This is a genomic window from Dyella sp. PARNA 12/25 (assembly GCF_055702865.1).
Map to the genome: position 1 here is coordinate 160,019 of NZ_JBVQCI010000007.1, position 16,735 is coordinate 176,753.

At 62.1% G+C, this 16,735-nt stretch carries 13 protein-coding genes; 6 read left to right on the forward strand and 7 right to left on the reverse strand.

Features of this window, described 5'->3' with window-relative positions; translation table 11 throughout:
• The 3 genes from gcvH (at position 1) to AC0GUR_RS14745 (ending at position 2,960) form a co-directional block, all read left to right on the forward strand.
• The gene (gcvH, locus tag AC0GUR_RS14735; protein ID WP_472878246.1) at positions 1-396 is read left to right on the forward strand and encodes a glycine cleavage system protein GcvH; all 396 of its coding nucleotides are present in this window, start codon (positions 1-3) and stop codon (positions 394-396) included.
• 621 nt (positions 397-1,017) lie between these two features.
• Positions 1,018-1,581, forward strand: coding sequence for a met regulon transcriptional regulator MetJ (gene metJ / locus AC0GUR_RS14740; protein ID WP_472878247.1), 564 nt, complete (start codon positions 1,018-1,020; stop codon positions 1,579-1,581).
• A gap of 344 nt (positions 1,582-1,925) precedes the next feature.
• The gene (locus AC0GUR_RS14745) at positions 1,926-2,960 is read left to right on the forward strand and encodes an energy transducer TonB (protein WP_472878248.1); all 1,035 of its coding nucleotides are present in this window, start codon (positions 1,926-1,928) and stop codon (positions 2,958-2,960) included.
• A gap of 94 nt (positions 2,961-3,054) precedes the next feature.
• Here the strand turns inward: AC0GUR_RS14745 and AC0GUR_RS14750 are convergent, their stop codons facing one another.
• Positions 3,055-4,359: a serine hydrolase domain-containing protein gene (locus AC0GUR_RS14750; protein WP_472878249.1), complete on the reverse strand. Its 1,305-nt coding sequence runs from the start codon at positions 4,357-4,359 to the stop codon at positions 3,055-3,057.
• 175 nt (positions 4,360-4,534) lie between these two features.
• Positions 4,535-6,133 (reverse strand): GMC family oxidoreductase, encoded by a 1,599-nt coding sequence (locus AC0GUR_RS14755; protein ID WP_472878250.1) that lies wholly within the window; start codon positions 6,131-6,133, stop codon positions 4,535-4,537.
• A gap of 114 nt (positions 6,134-6,247) precedes the next feature.
• Between AC0GUR_RS14755 and AC0GUR_RS14760 the strand changes: the two genes are divergently transcribed.
• Positions 6,248-7,555 carry an NTP/NDP exchange transporter gene (locus AC0GUR_RS14760; protein ID WP_472878251.1) on the forward strand — a complete coding sequence of 436 codons (1,308 nt, stop codon included), beginning with the start codon at positions 6,248-6,250 and terminating at the stop codon, positions 7,553-7,555.
• A gap of 20 nt (positions 7,556-7,575) precedes the next feature.
• Here AC0GUR_RS14760 and AC0GUR_RS14765 read toward each other — a convergent pair whose 3' ends face one another.
• From AC0GUR_RS14765 to mtgA, 3 genes are all read right to left on the reverse strand, one after another.
• Positions 7,576-8,004, reverse strand: a complete 429-nt coding sequence (locus AC0GUR_RS14765; protein WP_472878252.1) for a CBS domain-containing protein — start codon at positions 8,002-8,004, stop codon at positions 7,576-7,578.
• 106 nt (positions 8,005-8,110) lie between these two features.
• Positions 8,111-9,052 carry a glycosyltransferase family 2 protein gene (locus AC0GUR_RS14770; protein WP_472878253.1) on the reverse strand — a complete coding sequence of 314 codons (942 nt, stop codon included), beginning with the start codon at positions 9,050-9,052 and terminating at the stop codon, positions 8,111-8,113.
• Positions 9,053-9,135: 83 nt separating this feature from the next.
• Entirely contained in the window at positions 9,136-9,876 is a 741-nt protein-coding gene (gene mtgA, locus AC0GUR_RS14775) for a monofunctional biosynthetic peptidoglycan transglycosylase (RefSeq protein ID WP_472878254.1), read from the reverse strand.
• A 129-nt stretch (positions 9,877-10,005) separates the two neighbouring features.
• Between mtgA and hslO the strand changes: the two genes are divergently transcribed.
• On the forward strand, positions 10,006-10,905 hold the full coding sequence (gene hslO, locus AC0GUR_RS14780) for an Hsp33 family molecular chaperone HslO (protein ID WP_472878255.1): 900 nt from the start codon (positions 10,006-10,008) through the stop codon (positions 10,903-10,905).
• A gap of 96 nt (positions 10,906-11,001) precedes the next feature.
• Here the strand turns inward: hslO and AC0GUR_RS14785 are convergent, their stop codons facing one another.
• Complete coding sequence (locus AC0GUR_RS14785; RefSeq protein WP_472878256.1) at positions 11,002-13,905, reverse strand: bifunctional diguanylate cyclase/phosphodiesterase; 2,904 nt, start codon at positions 13,903-13,905, stop codon at positions 11,002-11,004.
• 266 nt (positions 13,906-14,171) lie between these two features.
• Between AC0GUR_RS14785 and AC0GUR_RS14790 the strand changes: the two genes are divergently transcribed.
• On the forward strand, positions 14,172-15,089 hold the full coding sequence (locus AC0GUR_RS14790; protein ID WP_472878257.1) for a hypothetical protein: 918 nt from the start codon (positions 14,172-14,174) through the stop codon (positions 15,087-15,089).
• A gap of 245 nt (positions 15,090-15,334) precedes the next feature.
• Here AC0GUR_RS14790 and AC0GUR_RS14795 read toward each other — a convergent pair whose 3' ends face one another.
• Positions 15,335-16,597, reverse strand: a complete 1,263-nt coding sequence (locus tag AC0GUR_RS14795) for an eCIS core domain-containing protein (protein ID WP_472878258.1) — start codon at positions 16,595-16,597, stop codon at positions 15,335-15,337.
• Between the last annotated feature and the right edge of the window lie 138 nt (positions 16,598-16,735).

The following is a 16,735-nucleotide window of genomic DNA, read 5'->3' on the forward strand; positions in this document are numbered from 1 at the left end:
ATGAGCGAGATTCCCGGCGATCTGAAGTTCCTCAAGTCCCACGAGTGGGCCCGCGTCGAAGACGATGGCCTGGTACGCGTGGGTATTTCCGACCATGCGCAGGGCCAGCTGGGCGACCTGGTGTACGTGGAGCTGCCGGAGATCGGCGCCAGCGTGCAGGCCGGTCATGGCGTGGCGGTAGTCGAGTCGGTCAAGGCCGCCTCCGACATCTACAGCCCGGTCTCGGGCGAGATCGTCGCCGTCAACGAAGCGCTTAACGACAAGCCCGAAACCATCAACGAAGACGCCTTCGGCAACGGCTGGATCTTCCTGGTTCGCGCCAGCGACCGCGGCGAACTGGACGAGCTGCTGGATGCCGACGGCTATGCCGAGCTGATCGAGAACGAAGACCACTAAGCCTTCGCGCTCGACGTTTCACCCGACGCCGGCCGCCTTACGCGGCCGGCGTCTTTTTGGATCACAAAAAGGCGAGAGGCACGCTCTCGGTCGCTTGTTGGTGATCAACATCGGGGCCGCTCAAGTGCGTTTTCAAAGACGGGCGGCCATGCCGTTAGATGTCCATCACGGTGTCGACCGACATGGGTCGCCCATCCTCGATTCGGGTCTTCGAGGGCTCGAAGGGGTGGTTGGACAGGCTAAAGCGACGTCCTGTCGGGTGGGGCGCGAAAAATTTTCAGTCGAGTTCTGTTCATCCCCGGAGACGGGTTTTTTGGCTCACGACTGACGAGATAAATGTGTCGAATGAAGCACATAACGCTTTTGCGCGCTTAATGCGGCGTAAAGTCTCAAATGCCTTGTTTTAAGCGGTTTTTATATCGCAAGTGATTATAGGAAAGTGTTTTTGTCTGGCGGTATGGACGTCTGATTGAAAATGCATTGCCACCCCCTGAGGCCTTGTCGGGCGGGGGTTTGAACCCTCCTGGGGTGGATGAAACGAATTGATTTCATGGCTAAAATCAATTGACAGCTGAAATCTTCAGGAATAGCTTTCGCAACGGAACACGGAGAACGGGTGCCATGGCAGCATCGAAATTTATCAAGCCTTATATCGAGCATGGAGAAAAGGCCGGCGCAGTACGCAAAATCACGGTCTCGATTCCACTGCACATTCTGAGGCCACTGTCTGACGAACGCACCCGTCGTCAGGTGAACAACCTTCGGCACGCCACCAATAGCGATCTGCTTGTGGAGGCGTTCCTACATGCTTTTACTGGGCAACCACTGCCAACTGATGAGGAGCTGAGACGAACTATGGCCACTGCCAAGAAAGCCGCAAAGAAAGCTGTTAAGAAGGCCGCTGTGAAGCGCGCGGTCAAGAAGGCCGTTGTGAAGCGCGCGGTCAAGAAGGCCGCCGTGAAGCGTGCCGTCAAGAAGGCCGCCGTGAAGCGTGCGGTCAAGAAGGCTGTTGTGAAGCGCGCCGTCAAGAAGGCCGCTGTGAAGCGTGCGGTCAAGAAGGCCGCCGTCAAGAAGGTTGCCAAGAAGGCTGTCGCCAAGCGCGTAGTCAAGAAGGCTGCCGCCGCCAAGGTGGTCAAGGCCACCAAGGCTGTGAAGGCCCCCAAGGCCGCCAAGGCCAAGAAGTAAGCTTTAAGCCTTACTCTTAAAAATAAGCAAGAACGACTTTTCTCCCCGCGGTGCCCAGCGCGGGGAGAGTCATTCGAAAGAGCGACTCGTCCCGGCCCATGCCGGGACGCTTCGTTTCCGGGGTACGCAAAGCACACCTGGATACCGCTACGCATCGGGCCTGATGGCCTATTGATCTCGCCGGCGACACGGCCAACGAGCAGCAAAGGCGACGCGCGATTTGCCGTAGTGCTGCATTACGGTTACCTTTCGCACATCCGCGCCGCGGCTGGCCTGGGGGCCCGTCGCTCCTGGATTCACAGGGGGAAAAAGCGCGGGTATCTGATGCCACTCGGTGAGAGATCATGGATACCCGATATATAAATCGTGCGCGCCGCCGTGCGCGTGGGGTCGTTCGGCCCGCTACTGTTGCCATTGTTGCTGTTGTTGCCGTGCTCGCCTCGGCTGCGTGGTTCCTTATCATTCGACCGCACCAAGCCATGGTCGACGCCGAGACGGGCGCACACCCGTCTACGCCAGTGACGGCCAGTCAGGCGCCCCCGCCACCAGCCAATGTGGCGGCCATGAGCACCAATCAGCTCTTGTCCGAAGCGCGCAAGGCGGTCAATCAGCAGCGTCTGCTGGCACCCGCCGGCAATAACGCGTTCGAGTTCTATCTGAAGGTGCTGGAGAAGCAGCCGGGCAATCAGGTGGCTACCGATGCACTGCGCGAAACCTTCCCGGTCGGCGCAAGCCTGGCGGAGCAGGCGATCAACCAGCGCGACTTCAACGATGCACAGCGCCAGATCGACCTGCTCGCCAAGGCCGACCCGGCCAATTACACGCTGACCATTCTCCGCTCCAAGCTCGAAGCCCAGCGCAAGCTGCTGGATCGCGAGCAGCAGCTGGCCTCCGACAAGGAGAAGCAGCAGCAACTGGCTGCGCAGAAGGCGGCGGACAAGGCCGAGGTAGATCGCCAGACGGCCGAGGCCCAGCAGAAGGCGCTGGCCGATCAACGTGCAGCGCAGGCGCGTCAGACTCAGCAGCAACAGGTTGCGGAGGCATCGCGTCAGCAGCAGGCGGCGACGTCCACGGCGGCTGGCAGCACTGGCAATGCCGGCTCGGCGGCAACGCATGGCCCGGTGTTGCTGCGTAACGTCGCTCCGCGTTACCCGACCACGGCGATGCGCTCCAACCAGGAGGGCTGGGTGGAGGTGACGTTCACCATCACGCCGGACGGCAATGTGGATGACGTGAAGGTGCTGGATGCCGAGCCGCGTCATGTGTTCGACCGTGCCGCCGTCGAAGCGGTGACCCGCTGGAAGTACCAGCCGGCCACGCAGGATGGCGCGCCAGTGTCGGCACAGGAAAAGCGCCGGATCGTGTTCAAGCTCAACTAACCGGTGCCGTGTCGCGATACCGCGGCACGGAAATCAAAGAAGGGCGTCGCATGGAGACATGCGGCGCCCTTTTCGTTTCAGGCGTTGGAGGCGATCAGCGTTTGGTGCTGTGACCGCTGGTGGCGGTCTTGCTCTTGGTGCGCGTCTTGCCCTTGTTGGTGTTCACCACGGGGGCATCGCTTTCGACGCCGGCCCAGTCGACGTGCGGCAGCCCGAGCAGGCTGTCCATCACCATCGGCAACAGGCCTGCGGGTACCGGGCCATCGGAATTCCACAAGGTCACCACGCCTGCGTGGTACTTGGGCAGGAAGCCGATCATGGTGCGATAGCCCTCGACTGCGCCGGCGTGGAAGATCATCGTTTCGCCGCCGTACTCGAACACGCGCCAGCCCAGCGCGTACTCCGCGTCGGTGACGCGCGCACGCCGCCACGGCGAGGAACGCTCCTCGTTCGGCGTGGGCACCTCCGGCGCGTGCAGTGTCTCCAGCAGCTGGCGCGAAAGCACATCGGGGCGACCACCCATCTGGGCAATCAGCCATTGCTCCATGTCGCGCAGGCTGGCGTTGACGCCCGCCGCCGGGGCGACCCGGTAGTACGCCTCTTTCGGTTCGAACGGGATCCAGTTGCTGCCGTTGGGGCGGTGCGGGCGCGCCCAGCTCTTGCTGGTCTCCAGGCCCTCACGGCCGTAGCTGGCCGTCTTCATGCCTAAGGGAAAGAACAGGCGCTTATCCACTTGGCGGCTGAAGAAATCGCCGGTCTGCGCATAGACCACGTCACCGATCAGGCTGAAAGCGATGTTCTGGTAGCCGTAGCACTGTCCTACTGCGCAGGTGAGATTGACCTCGTCCAGTCGGCGCGCCAACTCCTCGTAGGAAAAGTTCTCCTCAAGCATGTTGTCGTAGGTGTTCTTGGGCAGGCCCAGTCGTTGCCCGAGTATGTCGCGGACGGTGGCCTGCGCGGCGTCGCTGTCGCTCTTGAGCCGGAAGAACGGCAGCACCGCGACGAGCTTGGTGTCCCAGGAGAGCTTGCCCTCGTCCACCAGCACGCCGGCCAGTGCGGTAGCGAAGGCTTTGGACAGTGAGGCGAGACGAAACACGGTCTCTGGTGTCACGCGCTCCTGCGTGGCGGCATTGGCGTAACCGAGGGTGTCCTCAAACACGACCCTGTTGTCGACCACCACGGCAGTAGCGAGGCCAGCCACGGCATGGCGCTCGTCCAGCCGGTCCAGCCATTGCTGGTACGACGTCACCGTTTCCTTGATGCGATCGGGTGGCAGCGTTGCGCCGGCGGTGGGCGGCGGGTTGATGGTGTCGGATGCCGCCGCCGCGCGTGCAGCAAGCGGCGCGCTGGACAGTCCCAGGGCGGCGGCGATGACCCATGAAATCGTACGGAGCGTCATGCGGCTTGGGCGCGTAAGTGGCGCCGTCGGGCGCCGGTGGAAGGGAAGAGCTCCACATGGGAGCAGGGCCAGTGATGTTGAGCTGGGTCCCTCCATGGCGCCCGGCGAGAGTACCGCAGGCGAGCCTGAAAGTCCTCGTAGCCATTCGGCGTATGGGTAGCCCATACCTGTTGCCTTAAGACACGCCGCCGCCTTCCAAAGTTTCACCAAGGATGAGCGCGCTGGCCCGCTCGGCAATCATCACTACCGGGGCATTGGTATTGCCGCTGGGCAGGCTCGGCATCACCGAGGCGTCCACGACACGCAAACCCTGCACGCCGCGCACACGCAACTCGCTGTCCACCGGCGCATGGGCGTCGCTGCCCATGCGGCAGGTACCGGCAGGGTGATAGATGGTCTCCGCCTTGCGGCGGATGAACTCAGCGTATTCGGCGTCGGTGCTGAGCGCTCGCTCTGGAAAGACCGGGGCGCCACGGTACGCATGGAAGGCGGGTTGCGAAAGGATATCGCGCGACAGGCGTGCACACTCGATCATGCGCCGCAGATCATGGCCTTCCGGATCACCGAGGTAGTTCGCACGGATCGCAATGGGCTGGCGCGGGTCTGCCGAGCGCAATCGCAGGGTGCCACGGCTGCGCGGGTGCAGGTAGCACGCGTGAACGGTGTAGCCGTAGCCGGGCAAGCGATGGCGACCGTGATCGTCGAGCAACGCCGGCACGAAATGGAACTGCACATCGCAGCGTTCGTCGGTGGCCAGCCGGCTACGCACGAAGCCGCCACCTTCGGCCACGTTGGAGCTGCCCGGGCCATCACGGTGACGCAGGAAACGCCAGCCGGCAGTCAGTTCGTTGAGATGATCGTAAGTGACCTTTTGCGTGCTGCCATCAAGCGTGCAGATGTCCAGGTGATCCTGCAGATGGCCGCCTACATCCGGTAGATCAGCCTGCACGGTGATGCTGTGCTCGCGCAGGTGATCCGCAGGCCCTACACCGGAAAGCATCAACAGCTGTGGTGTGTTGATGGCGCCGCCCGCGAGAAGGATCTCGCCCGCTTCCAGCACCGCATCTTCGCCCTGAAGTTGCACCCCCACCGCACGCCCATGGCGGATCACCACTCGAGCCACCGCGGCCTTGGTGCGCACCTCGAGATTGGGGCGCTGCCGTGCAGGTTGCAGATACGCCACCGCGGTGGAGCAGCGACGACCGTCGCGCTGCGTCACCTGGTACAGGCCAAAACCTTCCTGTTGGGGGCCGTTGAAGTCGGCGTTGCGCGGAAAGCCCGCGCTGACGCCCGCATCGATAAAAGCACTCGACAATGCGTTGTGATAGCGCAGGTCGCTCACCCCAAGCGGGCCACCGACACCGTGCAGCGCGCTGGCGCCGCGCGTGTTGTCCTCGCTGTGGATGAACCAGGGCAGCACCTGGTCCCACGACCAACGCTCATCGCCAGTGGCTTGCGCCCAGCGGTCGTAGTCGCCGGGCACGCCGCGCATGTAGATCATGGCGTTGATGGCGCTGGAGCCGCCGAGCGTCTTGCCGCGCGGCCACCATAGGGTGCGGTTCTGCAGTTGCGGTTCCGGTTCGGTGCGGTAGTTCCAGTTGAAGTGGCGATTGCTCGCCAGTCGGGCGATACCTGCGGGCATATGAATTAGCGGATGCCAATCGCTGGGACCCGCTTCGAGCAACAACACCCGTTTGCCAGGATGGGCGCTCAAGCGATTTGCGAGCACACAGCCTGCCGAACCGGCACCCACGATGATGTAGTCGTACGTCACGTTATCCCCTGGCCATGACTGTCATGACAGCATGCTAGTCTGTTTGCGCTTGGTTATAGTCGCCGCCCAACTCAGCGCCTATGAGCAGGTCCATCCCCCACGCTGGAACCGCCGGTGAATACCCCCCGACCTGCCGCAGCGAACGAAGGTCTCGCATCGACTCTTTCGACGCTCGCCTTCTTCTTCGTGATGATGGCCTACTACATCATCCGCCCCGTACTAGGGCAGCTCAGTGGCGCCGTTGGTTCGAAGGAACTGCCCTTGTTCTACGGCATGACCTTCGTGGTCATGCTGCTGCTGACGCCGGTCTTCGGTGCCATGGTGGCGCGCTTTCCACGCAAGCGGCTGCTCGGTTGGAGCTATAGCTTCTTCATCCTCTGCCTGATCGCGTTCGTGCCAGCCTTCGTGCTGCAAGATCGCATCGGGGCGCGCCAGCTCGGCTCGGTGTTCTTCGTCTGGGTGAGCGTCTTCAACCTGTTCGTCGTGTCGCTGTTCTGGAGCTTCATGGCGGACATCTTCCAGAGCGTGCAGGCCAGGCGGGTGTTTCCCATCATCGCGTTGGGCGGCATGGCGGGCGCTGTCTGCGGTCCCGGTCTAGGCAGGCTGCTGGTAGGCGTGATCGGTGTGCCGGCGTTGCTGATCGTGTCGGCGGTGGCCTTGCTCGTCGCGCTGGGCTTGCTCATCACGTTGTCTACTCGCCACGACCATTGCTCCACGGAGGCGCATGGCGAAGCCGTCGGCGGTTCCCTGTGGGCCGGTATTAAGGAGCTGTGGACGCGCCCCTTTCTGCGTTACATGGCGATACTGATGGTGCTGGGTGATGGCATCGGCACACTGGCTTACGCGCTGATGGCGGACTACACCAACGTCCACTATCCGGATCGCGTCGCCCGGACCAACTTCTATTACAACCTGGATCTGGTCACCAACCTGCTGGGCGTGGTGCTGCAGCTGACACTCACCCGCTGGTTGTTGCTGCGCAAGGGGGCGGCCTGGGGGCTGGTGGTGCCTTCGCTGGTCAATCTCGCGCTGCTGTTGCTGGTGGTCGTGCTCGGCATCGGCAACATCAACGTGTTCGGTCTGTCGGTGCCCATGCTCGCGATCATGATGGTGGGCACGCGAGGCTTTGCTTATGGCATGACCAAGCCGGCGTCCGACGCGCTCTATACCCGTGTACCGCGCGAGACGCGTTACAAGGGCAAGAACTTCGTCGAGACGGCCATCTGGCGTTTCGGCGATCTGGTCGTCACCAGTGGTGTCACGGTGCTGGGGACCCTGGGCGTCGCGGTGACTGGCATGGCCGCCATTGGCGCAGGTGTCTCTGCGCTGGCCTCCTGGGTGGCTTCGCGCGCTGGGCGTTCACCCGACCTGCTGCCGGAGCAGCAGGTCGAAGCGGCGCGCGCAGGCATGGCCGAAGCCTGAACCACCCGCGCGAGGAATGGTCAGCTGGTGATGTAGCGCTGCAACTGCTCGATCTGCTCGGCCTGCGCGTCGATCACTTCCTTCACCAGGTCGCCGATCGAGATGACACCCACCACGCGCTCGCCACTCACCACCGGCAGGTGGCGAATGCGGCTGTCGGTGCACAGGCGCATGCAGTCGAACACATCGGTATCCGGCCCCACGGTGAGGGCAGGGCTGCTCATGATCTCCGAGACCGCGGTCTGTGCCGAAGAGCGGCCTTGCAGGATCACCTTGCGAGCGTAGTCACGCTCCGAGACGATGCCTATCAGCCGTTCGCCACGCATCACCAGCAGCGCGCCAACACGGCGCTCCGCCATGTGCTTGATCGCTTCGAGCACGGGCGCGTCCGGTGCGATGCTGAAAATGTCGCTGCCCTTGCCTGCCAGCAAATGCTTGACTTGACGCATGCTTGAACCTCCCACGCGGCCGCGGACCGGCCGCAGGAGACCAGTCTAGCGCCGGCGTGCCGGCATGGTGTTGGGGGGATGTGAAGCGGCGCCGTCCGCCGTCTGTTCAGGGCTTGCTGCTGCGTGGCCGGCGTTGCTCTTCAATGAAATACAACGGCCGCTGCTTGCTTTCGGAGTAGTTGCGGCCCAGGTACTCGCCGATAACGCCCAACCCCAGCAGCTGGATGCCGCCGAGAAACAGGATGACCACCATCAGCGACGGATAGCCATGCACGGGGTCGCCAAATAGCACGGCCTTACCAAACACCCACAAGCCATAGAGGAAAGCCAACATCGACGATAACAGGCCGATCCAGGTCGCGAGCTTTAGCGGTGCGGTGGAGAATGAGGTAAAGCCCTCGATGGCCAGCTGCATGAGCCGCCAGTAATTCCACTTGGTCGAGCCCGCCTGCCGCGGCTCACGCAAGTAATAGACGGCTGTCTGCCGGTAGCCGATCCAGGCAAACAGGCCTTTCATGAAGCGCTGGCGCTCACGTAGCTGGCGCAGCGCCTCCACTGCGCGACGTGACAGTAGGCGGAAATCGCCGGTGTCTCGCGGTACGTCGATATCGGACAGACGCTCCATGCTGCGGTAGAACAACGCCGAGGTGAGCCGCTTGAACCCTGATTCGCCAGCACGTGCCGTCCGTGTGGCATACACCACGTCGAAGCCGGCGCGCCATTGTTCCACCAGCGAGGGAATCAGCTCGGGCGGATCCTGCAGGTCGGCATCGATGACCACTGCGGCGTCGGCGTCGACGTGATCGAGACCGGCAGTCAGTGCCGCCTCCTTGCCGAAGTTTCGCGAGAGCTTCAGGGCGCCAGTGCGCGAGTCTCGCGCGGCCAGCCCTTCGATCAGCGCCCAGGTGGCATCGCTGCTGCCGTCATCGACGTACAGCACGTCACAGTCGAGTGGTAGTTCGGCGAGCACGCGGCTCAGTCGACCGTGAAAGGTCTCCAGCACTGCGGCTTCGTTGTAAGCAGGCACGACAACGGTAAGGCGAGGCATGGGCGGCGCAAGGGTTCCCCGGAGTTCGGCGCATGCTAGAGCAACAATCGCCTTGCGGCGAGCGCGCAAGCGCCTGGGCATTGTCAGCGGCGGCGGGTATCTCGCGGAGGCCTGCGGCTTTCTAGGTAAGCGGGGCCACCTAACTGGGCCATTTGCTGCTGGATCCAGTTGGCCCGGCCCTGCACATACGCCGTGGGGCGATCGACACGGAAACGACGAGGGCTAGGCAGCACCGCAGCCAGCTTGGCGGCCTGCGCTGGCCCCAGCTGCGAGGGTGGCACGCGGAAGAACACATCGCTGGCGGCGCCCACGCCATAGATACCGTCGCCGAGCTCCGCGATGTTCATGTACATCTCGAGGATGCGCTGCTTGGGCCAGGTCAGCTCGATCAGCACGGTGAAATACGCTTCCAGCCCCTTGCGCACGAAACTGCGTCCGTTCGAAAGGAACAGGTTCTTGGCAGTTTGTTGGCTGATGGTGCTGGCGCCGCGCAGGCGGCGGCCTTCGTCGGCGGCATCCATGGCGTTCTGGATGGAGTCAAAATCGAAGCCATGGTGGAACGGAAATTTCTGGTCCTCGCCGGCCACCATCGCCAGCGGGACATAAGGCGACACCCGGTTCCAGGGCACCCAGCGGTGCTGCAGCCGAAAATCCTTCTCGCCATGCAGCAGCGCGTTGAATTGGCGCTCCATCATCACCGCCGAGGTTAACGGTGGCACGAAGCGCAACATGAACACCATCAGCCAGGTTACGACCAGCCAGGACAGCAGCAACAGGGCAGACAGGCGTAGCAGGCGGGCGAACAGCGAGCGTCGTGAGGTCATGGCGGCGCGTGGGCAGAATTGGCGGCAGTATACGGGCCATCTCAGCATCTCCCGAGGCACTGAGGTGGCCTTGTTGAGCTGGGATGCAGGCGACCCCATGTAGGGATATTGCTCTGAGAGGTCCATCCTGTGGAAACCGTGCTTGTTGAAGATGTGCTGCACCGCTTCATGCTCGAACGAGCGGGCGTGCGCGGCGTGCTGGTCCGACTGGGGCCGGCCTGGCGCGAAGTCGCTGGCCGCTCGGCGTATCCCGCGCTCCTGCGCTCGGTGCTGGGTCAGACCCTCGCTGCCAGTGCACTGCTCACGGGCAACATCAAACTGGAAGGTGCGCTCTCGGTGGAACTGAAGAGCGGTGGCCCGTTGCGCCTGCTGTTTGCCGAATGCACCGATCAAGGACGCCTGCGTGGCCTGGCACGGTGGACCGATCCGCTGCCCGAAACACTGGACCTGGCTGCGCTGCCCAAGGCCGTCATGGCCATCACCATTGGCCATGCCGAGCGTGGACAGCGTTACCAGGGCCTGGTCGATCTGCAGCATCCCAACCTGGCCTCTGCGCTGGAGAATTACTTCAGTCAGTCCGAGCAGTTGCCGGCACGCATTGTGCTGGCTGCCGACGGTGAGCATGCGGTGGGTCTCATGCTGCAGAAGCTGCCCGATGAGGGTGGTTACGACGCTGTCGAGGACGAAGATGCCTGGACGCGCATCCAGCACCTCACCGCCACCCTGGGTGAACAGGAGCTGCTGAGCACGCCGCCAGAGCAGTTGCTCTATCGCCTCTATCACGAAGAGTCGGTGCGTTTGTTCGAGCCGCGACCGTTGGCATTCGGTTGTAGCTGCACGCGGGAGCGCGTGGAAAACGTACTGCGCTCGCTGGGTCGCGATGAAGTCGAAGCGGCGCTGGAGGCGCGTGATGGGGAGATCGAGGTGATCTGCGAGTTCTGTGCGCAACGCTATACGTTCGATCGTATCGATGCGGAGCACTTGCTGAGCGTGAGTCCTGCGGCGAATGCGCCGACCACTGCACAGTGATTTCGTTGGCGTGTTGAGAAAAAGCCCGCGCTAAAGCGCGGGCTTTTTTTATCCGTCATTCCGGCCTAGGCCGGAATGACGAGCAAAGGCCGAGGCTTATGGCAACGCGAAATGATGCTCCCGCTGCAACCACACTTCGGCCATTTTCGGAGTCGCAAACAAAAAGCCCTGACCAAAGCGGCAGCCGATACGAAGCAGTGCCTGGCGCTGGTCCTCGTCTTCGATACCTTCGGCAATCACCTGCATCTGTAGCGAATTGGCCAATGCCTGGATGGCACGCACCACGGCCGTGCCATGTCCACCTTCGCGTGGCAGTTCGACAATGAACGAACGGTCGATCTTCAGCGTCTCGATGGGGTACTGATGCAGGTAGCTCAGCGATGAGTAGCCGGTACCAAAATCATCCAGGGCAATGCTGACGCCCTGCGATCGCAGGTTGTCGAGCATGCGTTTCACTTGGACAGCATTCTCCAACAGCGCGCGCTCGGTCACTTCGATGCGCAGACAACGCGGCGGCAGGCGATGTGACTGGATGAGATCCAGCATGCGCTTGTCCAGGTCCGGCGAGCGGAAGTGACGACCCGAGACATTGATGCTGACAAAACCATCGCTGCCCGCCAGCGCCTCGGCCTGGGCGCAAACCTGGTCGAAGATCTGCCAGTCGATGCTTTCCGAGCAGCCGCTTTCTTCGGCCACGGCGAGGAAATCGGCGGGTGTCAGCAGGCCGCGATCCGGGTGGCGCCAACGCAACAGGGCCTCATAGCCCACGGTGCGACCGGTTTGCAGCGCCACGATGGGTTGATAGAACGGTACGAACTCATTGCGGCTCAGTGCGCGGCGCAGGTCGCCTTCCATCTCCAGCAAGGACAGTGCCTCGCGGCGTAGACGGTCGTCGAAGACGGCGGCGCGATGGCGGCCTTCGTCCTTCGCTCGATACATGGCCGCGTCGGCGTCGCGCAGCAACTCTTCCGGTCGCTGGTAATGCGGGCTCGGCAGGGCGATGCCGATCGATGCGGAGGTAAAAATCTCCTTGGCACCAAGGCGGAACGGCGTTTGCAGTTCGTCGATGATGCGTTCGGCGATCAGCAGCGCCATCTTCGGATCGGTAATGCCTTCAGCCAGCACGGCAAACTCATCGCCGCCCAGGCGTGCGACCACGTCGCGTGTCTTGAGGCAGGCGCGGATACGGCCACCGACCTGGAACAGCAGGTCGTCACCCACCAGATGACCCACCGAGTCGTTGATGACCTTGAAGCGGTCCAGGTCGATGAACAGCACGGCGAACAGTTCTTGCGTATCGCCGTGATAGCGCTGCAGTGCTTGTTCCAGACGTTGCAGCAGCAGGGTGCGATTGGGCAGGCCGGTCAGCGAGTCATGCAGGGTTTCGTACTTGAGCCGGCGTTCGACACGCTCGCGCTCAGCGATTTGTTCGCGCAGGTCGCGGTTGGCCAGCGCCAGTGCGCGCGTGCGTTCGGTGACGCGACGCTCGAGGCTCGCATAGGCCTGCTTCAGCGATTCGGTGGTGTGCTTGCGCTGCAGTGCGTTGGCCACGTGATAGCCGACGAAGGTCAGCAGCTCCTGGTCGCGCACGTCGTAGGTGTGCTCGGGCGAATAGCTCTGCACCGCCAGCACGCCCATGGCGCGGTCACCCCAGATCAAGGGCACCCCCAGCCAGCACACCGAGCGCGAACCGCGGTGGGTGAGTTCCCCTTGCTGCTGCAGCCGGTCGAACTCATCGGGGTCCGCCAGCAGCGGCTTGGCGTGGCGCAGCACATACTCGGTGACGCCGCGCCCATGTGCGCGTGGCAGGCGCACCGTGTCGAATTCATCGACGGAGTAAGGAAAGCTCAGCGTCTTCTGCTCTTCGTCCAACAGCGCGATGTAGAAGTTGCGCGCGTACAGCAGGCCGCCGATCACCCGATGGACGGCGGCGTAGAAGTTGTCCAGGCCTTCCGAGGCGTTGGCCAGCTCGGCGATGCGGAACAGCGCGGCTTGCAGGCGTTCGCCGCGCTGGCGCTGCAGCACTTGCTGGCGCAATACGCGGTTGGCCTCGCGCAGAGCGGCGGTGCGGCTGGATACGCGACGCTCCAACTCTTCGTGGGCCTCGCGCCGTTCCAGCGCGGTTTGCACGTGCTTGGCCACATAGCTCAGCAGTTCGCGATCGTGCTGGGTGTAATGCGTGTCTTCGCGATAGCTTTGCATCACGATGCCACCCACCACGCGACCGTCGCGCAGCAGCGGCACGCCGAGCCAGTGCTCACACACCGGCCCCAACAGCACGAAACGACCCTTGAACTGCTCAGTCAGCTCGGCCACCGAGCCCATGATGGCCTGGCCGCTTTGCAGCAGATTCCAGGTGAGGCTGTGACGCATCTCCTGCAGCGGTACCGCCTCATTGGGTGACGGCGGCTCCTTGTCCATGGTGTCGACGTAGTACGGGAAGCGCACCGTGTCGGTGGCGGCGTCGTACAGCGCGATATAGAAATTTTCCGCGTACATCAGGCTGCCGAGAATCGCGTGCAGCGAATGCATCATCTCGGTCATGTTGTGCTCGGCGCCCGCCTGATCGGCAATGGCATAGAGCGCTCGCTGCAGGCGTTCGGCCAACGCCAGGCGCGAAATGGCTTCATACAAACGCGAGGTTTCCGCCAGTTGGCGCAAACGCGCGGCGGCCAGGCGGCCCAGCCAGGAAATGTGACTCTGCAACGCCTCGCTGGCCATATCGACGGGCAGTTCAAGCACCAGAGAGCGCAGTCCTTGCGGATCCTCGGCCAGATCCCACTGCACGTGACGGGCGTCCGGCGCAGCTTCGTCACCCACCAAGCGCCAGTGCAGCCGACCCCTGGCACCCATCTCGCCCAGCATCACCTCACAGATTTCCAGCACGCTGGCGGCATCCGTCGCGCGGAACAGGCGCTCCACGGCCGCGTGCATGGCCGCGACATTGCTGTCAGCAGGCCAGGGCACTACAGGCGTATTACTGGAAGGGACCGAAGTCATCAGTCGAAGGCTGATCCGTGCGTAGTCGACAAACGCGACTATATAGCGAGTCCATTCAGCTTTGTCGCCGCCCGTTTCACTTCCCGGGAACTGAACGGCGACTCCGATGTCAAAATTTCGTGATTTGGCGAATCCGGACCTCTGTCACAAAGGCCGTATTTGGGTGTTAGCAAAAAGTAAAACGTGGTACTCTGTGGACGTAAATCGTCTCTGGGAGGGGGCGACTTCCATCCCGTCCTAATGGTACCGCGGGGGTTTTCGCGTACATGCGTCGTTTGTTCTTGTCATTGCCACTGCTGTTGATGCCGCTCATTGCGGCAGGGCAGACTGCGGCCAATGATTCTTACGACGTGGCGGGCCGTCTCCTTACCCAGGCGCCGGATCAGGTCGTGCAGGTGGGGCCTGGTGTGGCCGTGCCGCTGTGGCGTGGTTCGGATGGTCACTGGCTGGCGTTGCAGGCGAGCAATCAGTCGCTTACGTCAGCTCAGCGCGCTGATTCGCCGCTGCAGTTTCGCGCGGTGGATGCAGCTTCCGTGCTGGCTACCGACTTCCAGTATGGTCTCGCCCCGAATGTGCAGGCTCACGTTGGCGTGAGCGAGCACAGCTGGGCGAATAATCAGGCTCCGCGCATCATCGGCAGCGAAGTAGGCGCCACTTACAGCGGGGACCGTTACTCACTGGGTCTCAGCGTGGGTACCGACACCGTCTCGGGCGCTCCGAACCTGCCGCGCTTGCTTCCGGGTGCCATGCCGGGCATCAATGGTCTTTCGGGCTTCGATAGCAGCACGCAGATCAATGCGCGTGGCCGTGTTGCCCTGGACAGCAAGAGCGGTATCGACCTTGGCGCCAGCGTGGGCCGTGTGCGTCTGCTGCCGGGCAATCTGCTGGGCATCAATACGCTCGACCAGAAGGCGGTGAGCTTCGGTGTGGATCGCGGCCCGCTGAGCGGCAGCATCGTCGGTCGCACCATGGCTCCGGAAGCCGGCATCCCTGGCTCGGGCTACAACCCGGAGCGTCGCTGGAATAGCATCGACCTTGGCGTCACCTGGCGTCTGCCGTGGCAGGGTGAGTTGAGCATCGGTGCGCAGAACCTGTGGTCGTCGGGCAATAGCGTGAACACGCCGTCAGGTCCGGAACCGGATCAGTCGCGCACGCCTTACGTGCAATATCACCAGGATCTCTGAGTCGCGCTTCATCGGTGCGCAGACAGCAAAACGCCGGGCATTGCCCGGCGTTTTTCGTTGAGCCTTTGATTTGGAGTCGCTGACAAAACTGCCCTCATCTCTGCGAGGCGGCTTCCAGCGGCCGAAGAATGGTCAAGAAGGGATTCCGCGCCTTCGCAACGTGCCAAGTTGCTGGGGAATGACGACCTTGAACTTCCCACAGGTTTTATGGGTTGCTCGAAAGTCGTCCGGAACAGTGGCTGCCGCTATGAGACGAGTACCCCAGTCGCTGCGAGATCACCACCATAGGCATCCCGATAAGTTGCATGGAATGTAAGTAGGCTTCCTGGATCCGTCGAATACATATCGAATACAGGCGCGGTCCGACCCTTATCGCCTGCATCCGCCTCGCACGTTACATTGTCAGCGCCATCTCTTGCCACGACGGCGGCCACATGAAATTTGCATCCCATTCCAGTGAATTTAGCTTTTGGTATGGTTGTGTAGGCTTGGCCAACCCCGGGATTGGCCGCAGCGTTTACCGCAAATTGGTTGTTATTAGCCAAATCGCCACTCGTGAAACCACTCGCACTGGTCGTGCTCTTCACGGAAAAGCGCGTCGTGGATTTCGCGCCATTGATCTGACCGTATAGACGCTGATCCAGGGGTTCGCCCGCGTGTTGCTGCACCAACATCCGAGCAAATTTCCCGCAATCATTAATATAGTTATCAGCGCTGAATTCGTATTCGTCGAAGCCCGATGTTTTCTTGCCAGTTGCAGTTATCCACGTGTCGGGTACCGGAGCAGTAGCCCCGGGCTTCATCCCCATATAGTTAGCGGCATCAATGCGGGTTCTATAATTTTCGCCATCCGTTGTCTTATACGATGTTCCAATTTTTACCCGTTGGAAAGTCGCGGCTTGACGCGCAAGCGGGGTGGGCGTGATGGGTTGCGGCTGCGCTTGGACCGAATCAGACGATGCCGCTTTCGCCCCCATCACATCTGCTTCGTGCTCCAGCGATTTATCGTCGTTGATTGGCGTGTCACCCGTCATCTGCATGGTCGGCTTCACTCGCCCTTGCGCCTGTTGCACGACATGCCAGGCTTCATGTGGAAGATGCTTTTCCTGCCCTGGCCCTAAATGAATATCGCGCCCTTGCGCATAAGCTAAAGCGTTGAGCTGCGCCGGCCGAGAAGAATTGCGATGCACGCGCACGTCGTCTAGTGCCATCCCGGACATGCCTTCCATGTTGGTTCTCAACACGTCGGGTAGTCCACTGGGGCCCACCGATTTCTTCGCGGATTCAATGGGCGATACCCGCTGCAAGATACCGGAACTTCGACGGTGCGCTGCTAGTCGAGGGCTTGCCTCAATGCCCTCGATAGCTCTCGCTTGAGCCAACTGGCGGGAGCTGCCTCCGAAGGATTGCGAAGGCTGTCGCTGTCGCGCTGAGCCTTCCCCATAGGACGATGCGGCACTGGGATCGTGCTTCTGTTCACCATACTTCTCAGACGAGATGCGTTCCATAGGAAATTTCTAGCCAGAGCCCATTTCATGGTCAGGGTAAAATTCCGCCGCATGGTTTGCTATCAGCAAAATGCTGATTTGGAGGCTCGAGGGGATCAAGCCTCCCTAAGGCTGCCCCCCAAAGAGGTCGATGGTAAG

Excerpts from the sequence above, each read along its gene's own strand:
- gcvH (WP_472878246.1), top strand. The coding sequence starts at position 1 with ATGAGCGAGATTCCCGGCGATCTGAAGTTCCTCAAGTCCCACGAGTGG.
- metJ (WP_472878247.1), top strand. The coding sequence starts at position 1,018 with ATGGCAGCATCGAAATTTATCAAGCCTTATATCGAGCATGGAGAAAAG.
- AC0GUR_RS14745 (WP_472878248.1), top strand. The coding sequence starts at position 1,926 with ATGGATACCCGATATATAAATCGTGCGCGCCGCCGTGCGCGTGGGGTC.
- AC0GUR_RS14750 (WP_472878249.1), bottom strand. The coding sequence starts at position 4,359 with ATGACGCTCCGTACGATTTCATGGGTCATCGCCGCCGCCCTGGGACTG.
- AC0GUR_RS14765 (WP_472878252.1), bottom strand. The coding sequence starts at position 8,004 with ATGCGTCAAGTCAAGCATTTGCTGGCAGGCAAGGGCAGCGACATTTTC.
- AC0GUR_RS14770 (WP_472878253.1), bottom strand. The coding sequence starts at position 9,052 with ATGCCTCGCCTTACCGTTGTCGTGCCTGCTTACAACGAAGCCGCAGTG.
- mtgA (WP_472878254.1), bottom strand. The coding sequence starts at position 9,876 with ATGACCTCACGACGCTCGCTGTTCGCCCGCCTGCTACGCCTGTCTGCC.
- AC0GUR_RS14785 (WP_472878256.1), bottom strand. The coding sequence starts at position 13,905 with ATGACTTCGGTCCCTTCCAGTAATACGCCTGTAGTGCCCTGGCCTGCT.
- AC0GUR_RS14790 (WP_472878257.1), top strand. The coding sequence starts at position 14,172 with ATGCGTCGTTTGTTCTTGTCATTGCCACTGCTGTTGATGCCGCTCATT.
- AC0GUR_RS14795 (WP_472878258.1), bottom strand. The coding sequence starts at position 16,597 with ATGGAACGCATCTCGTCTGAGAAGTATGGTGAACAGAAGCACGATCCC.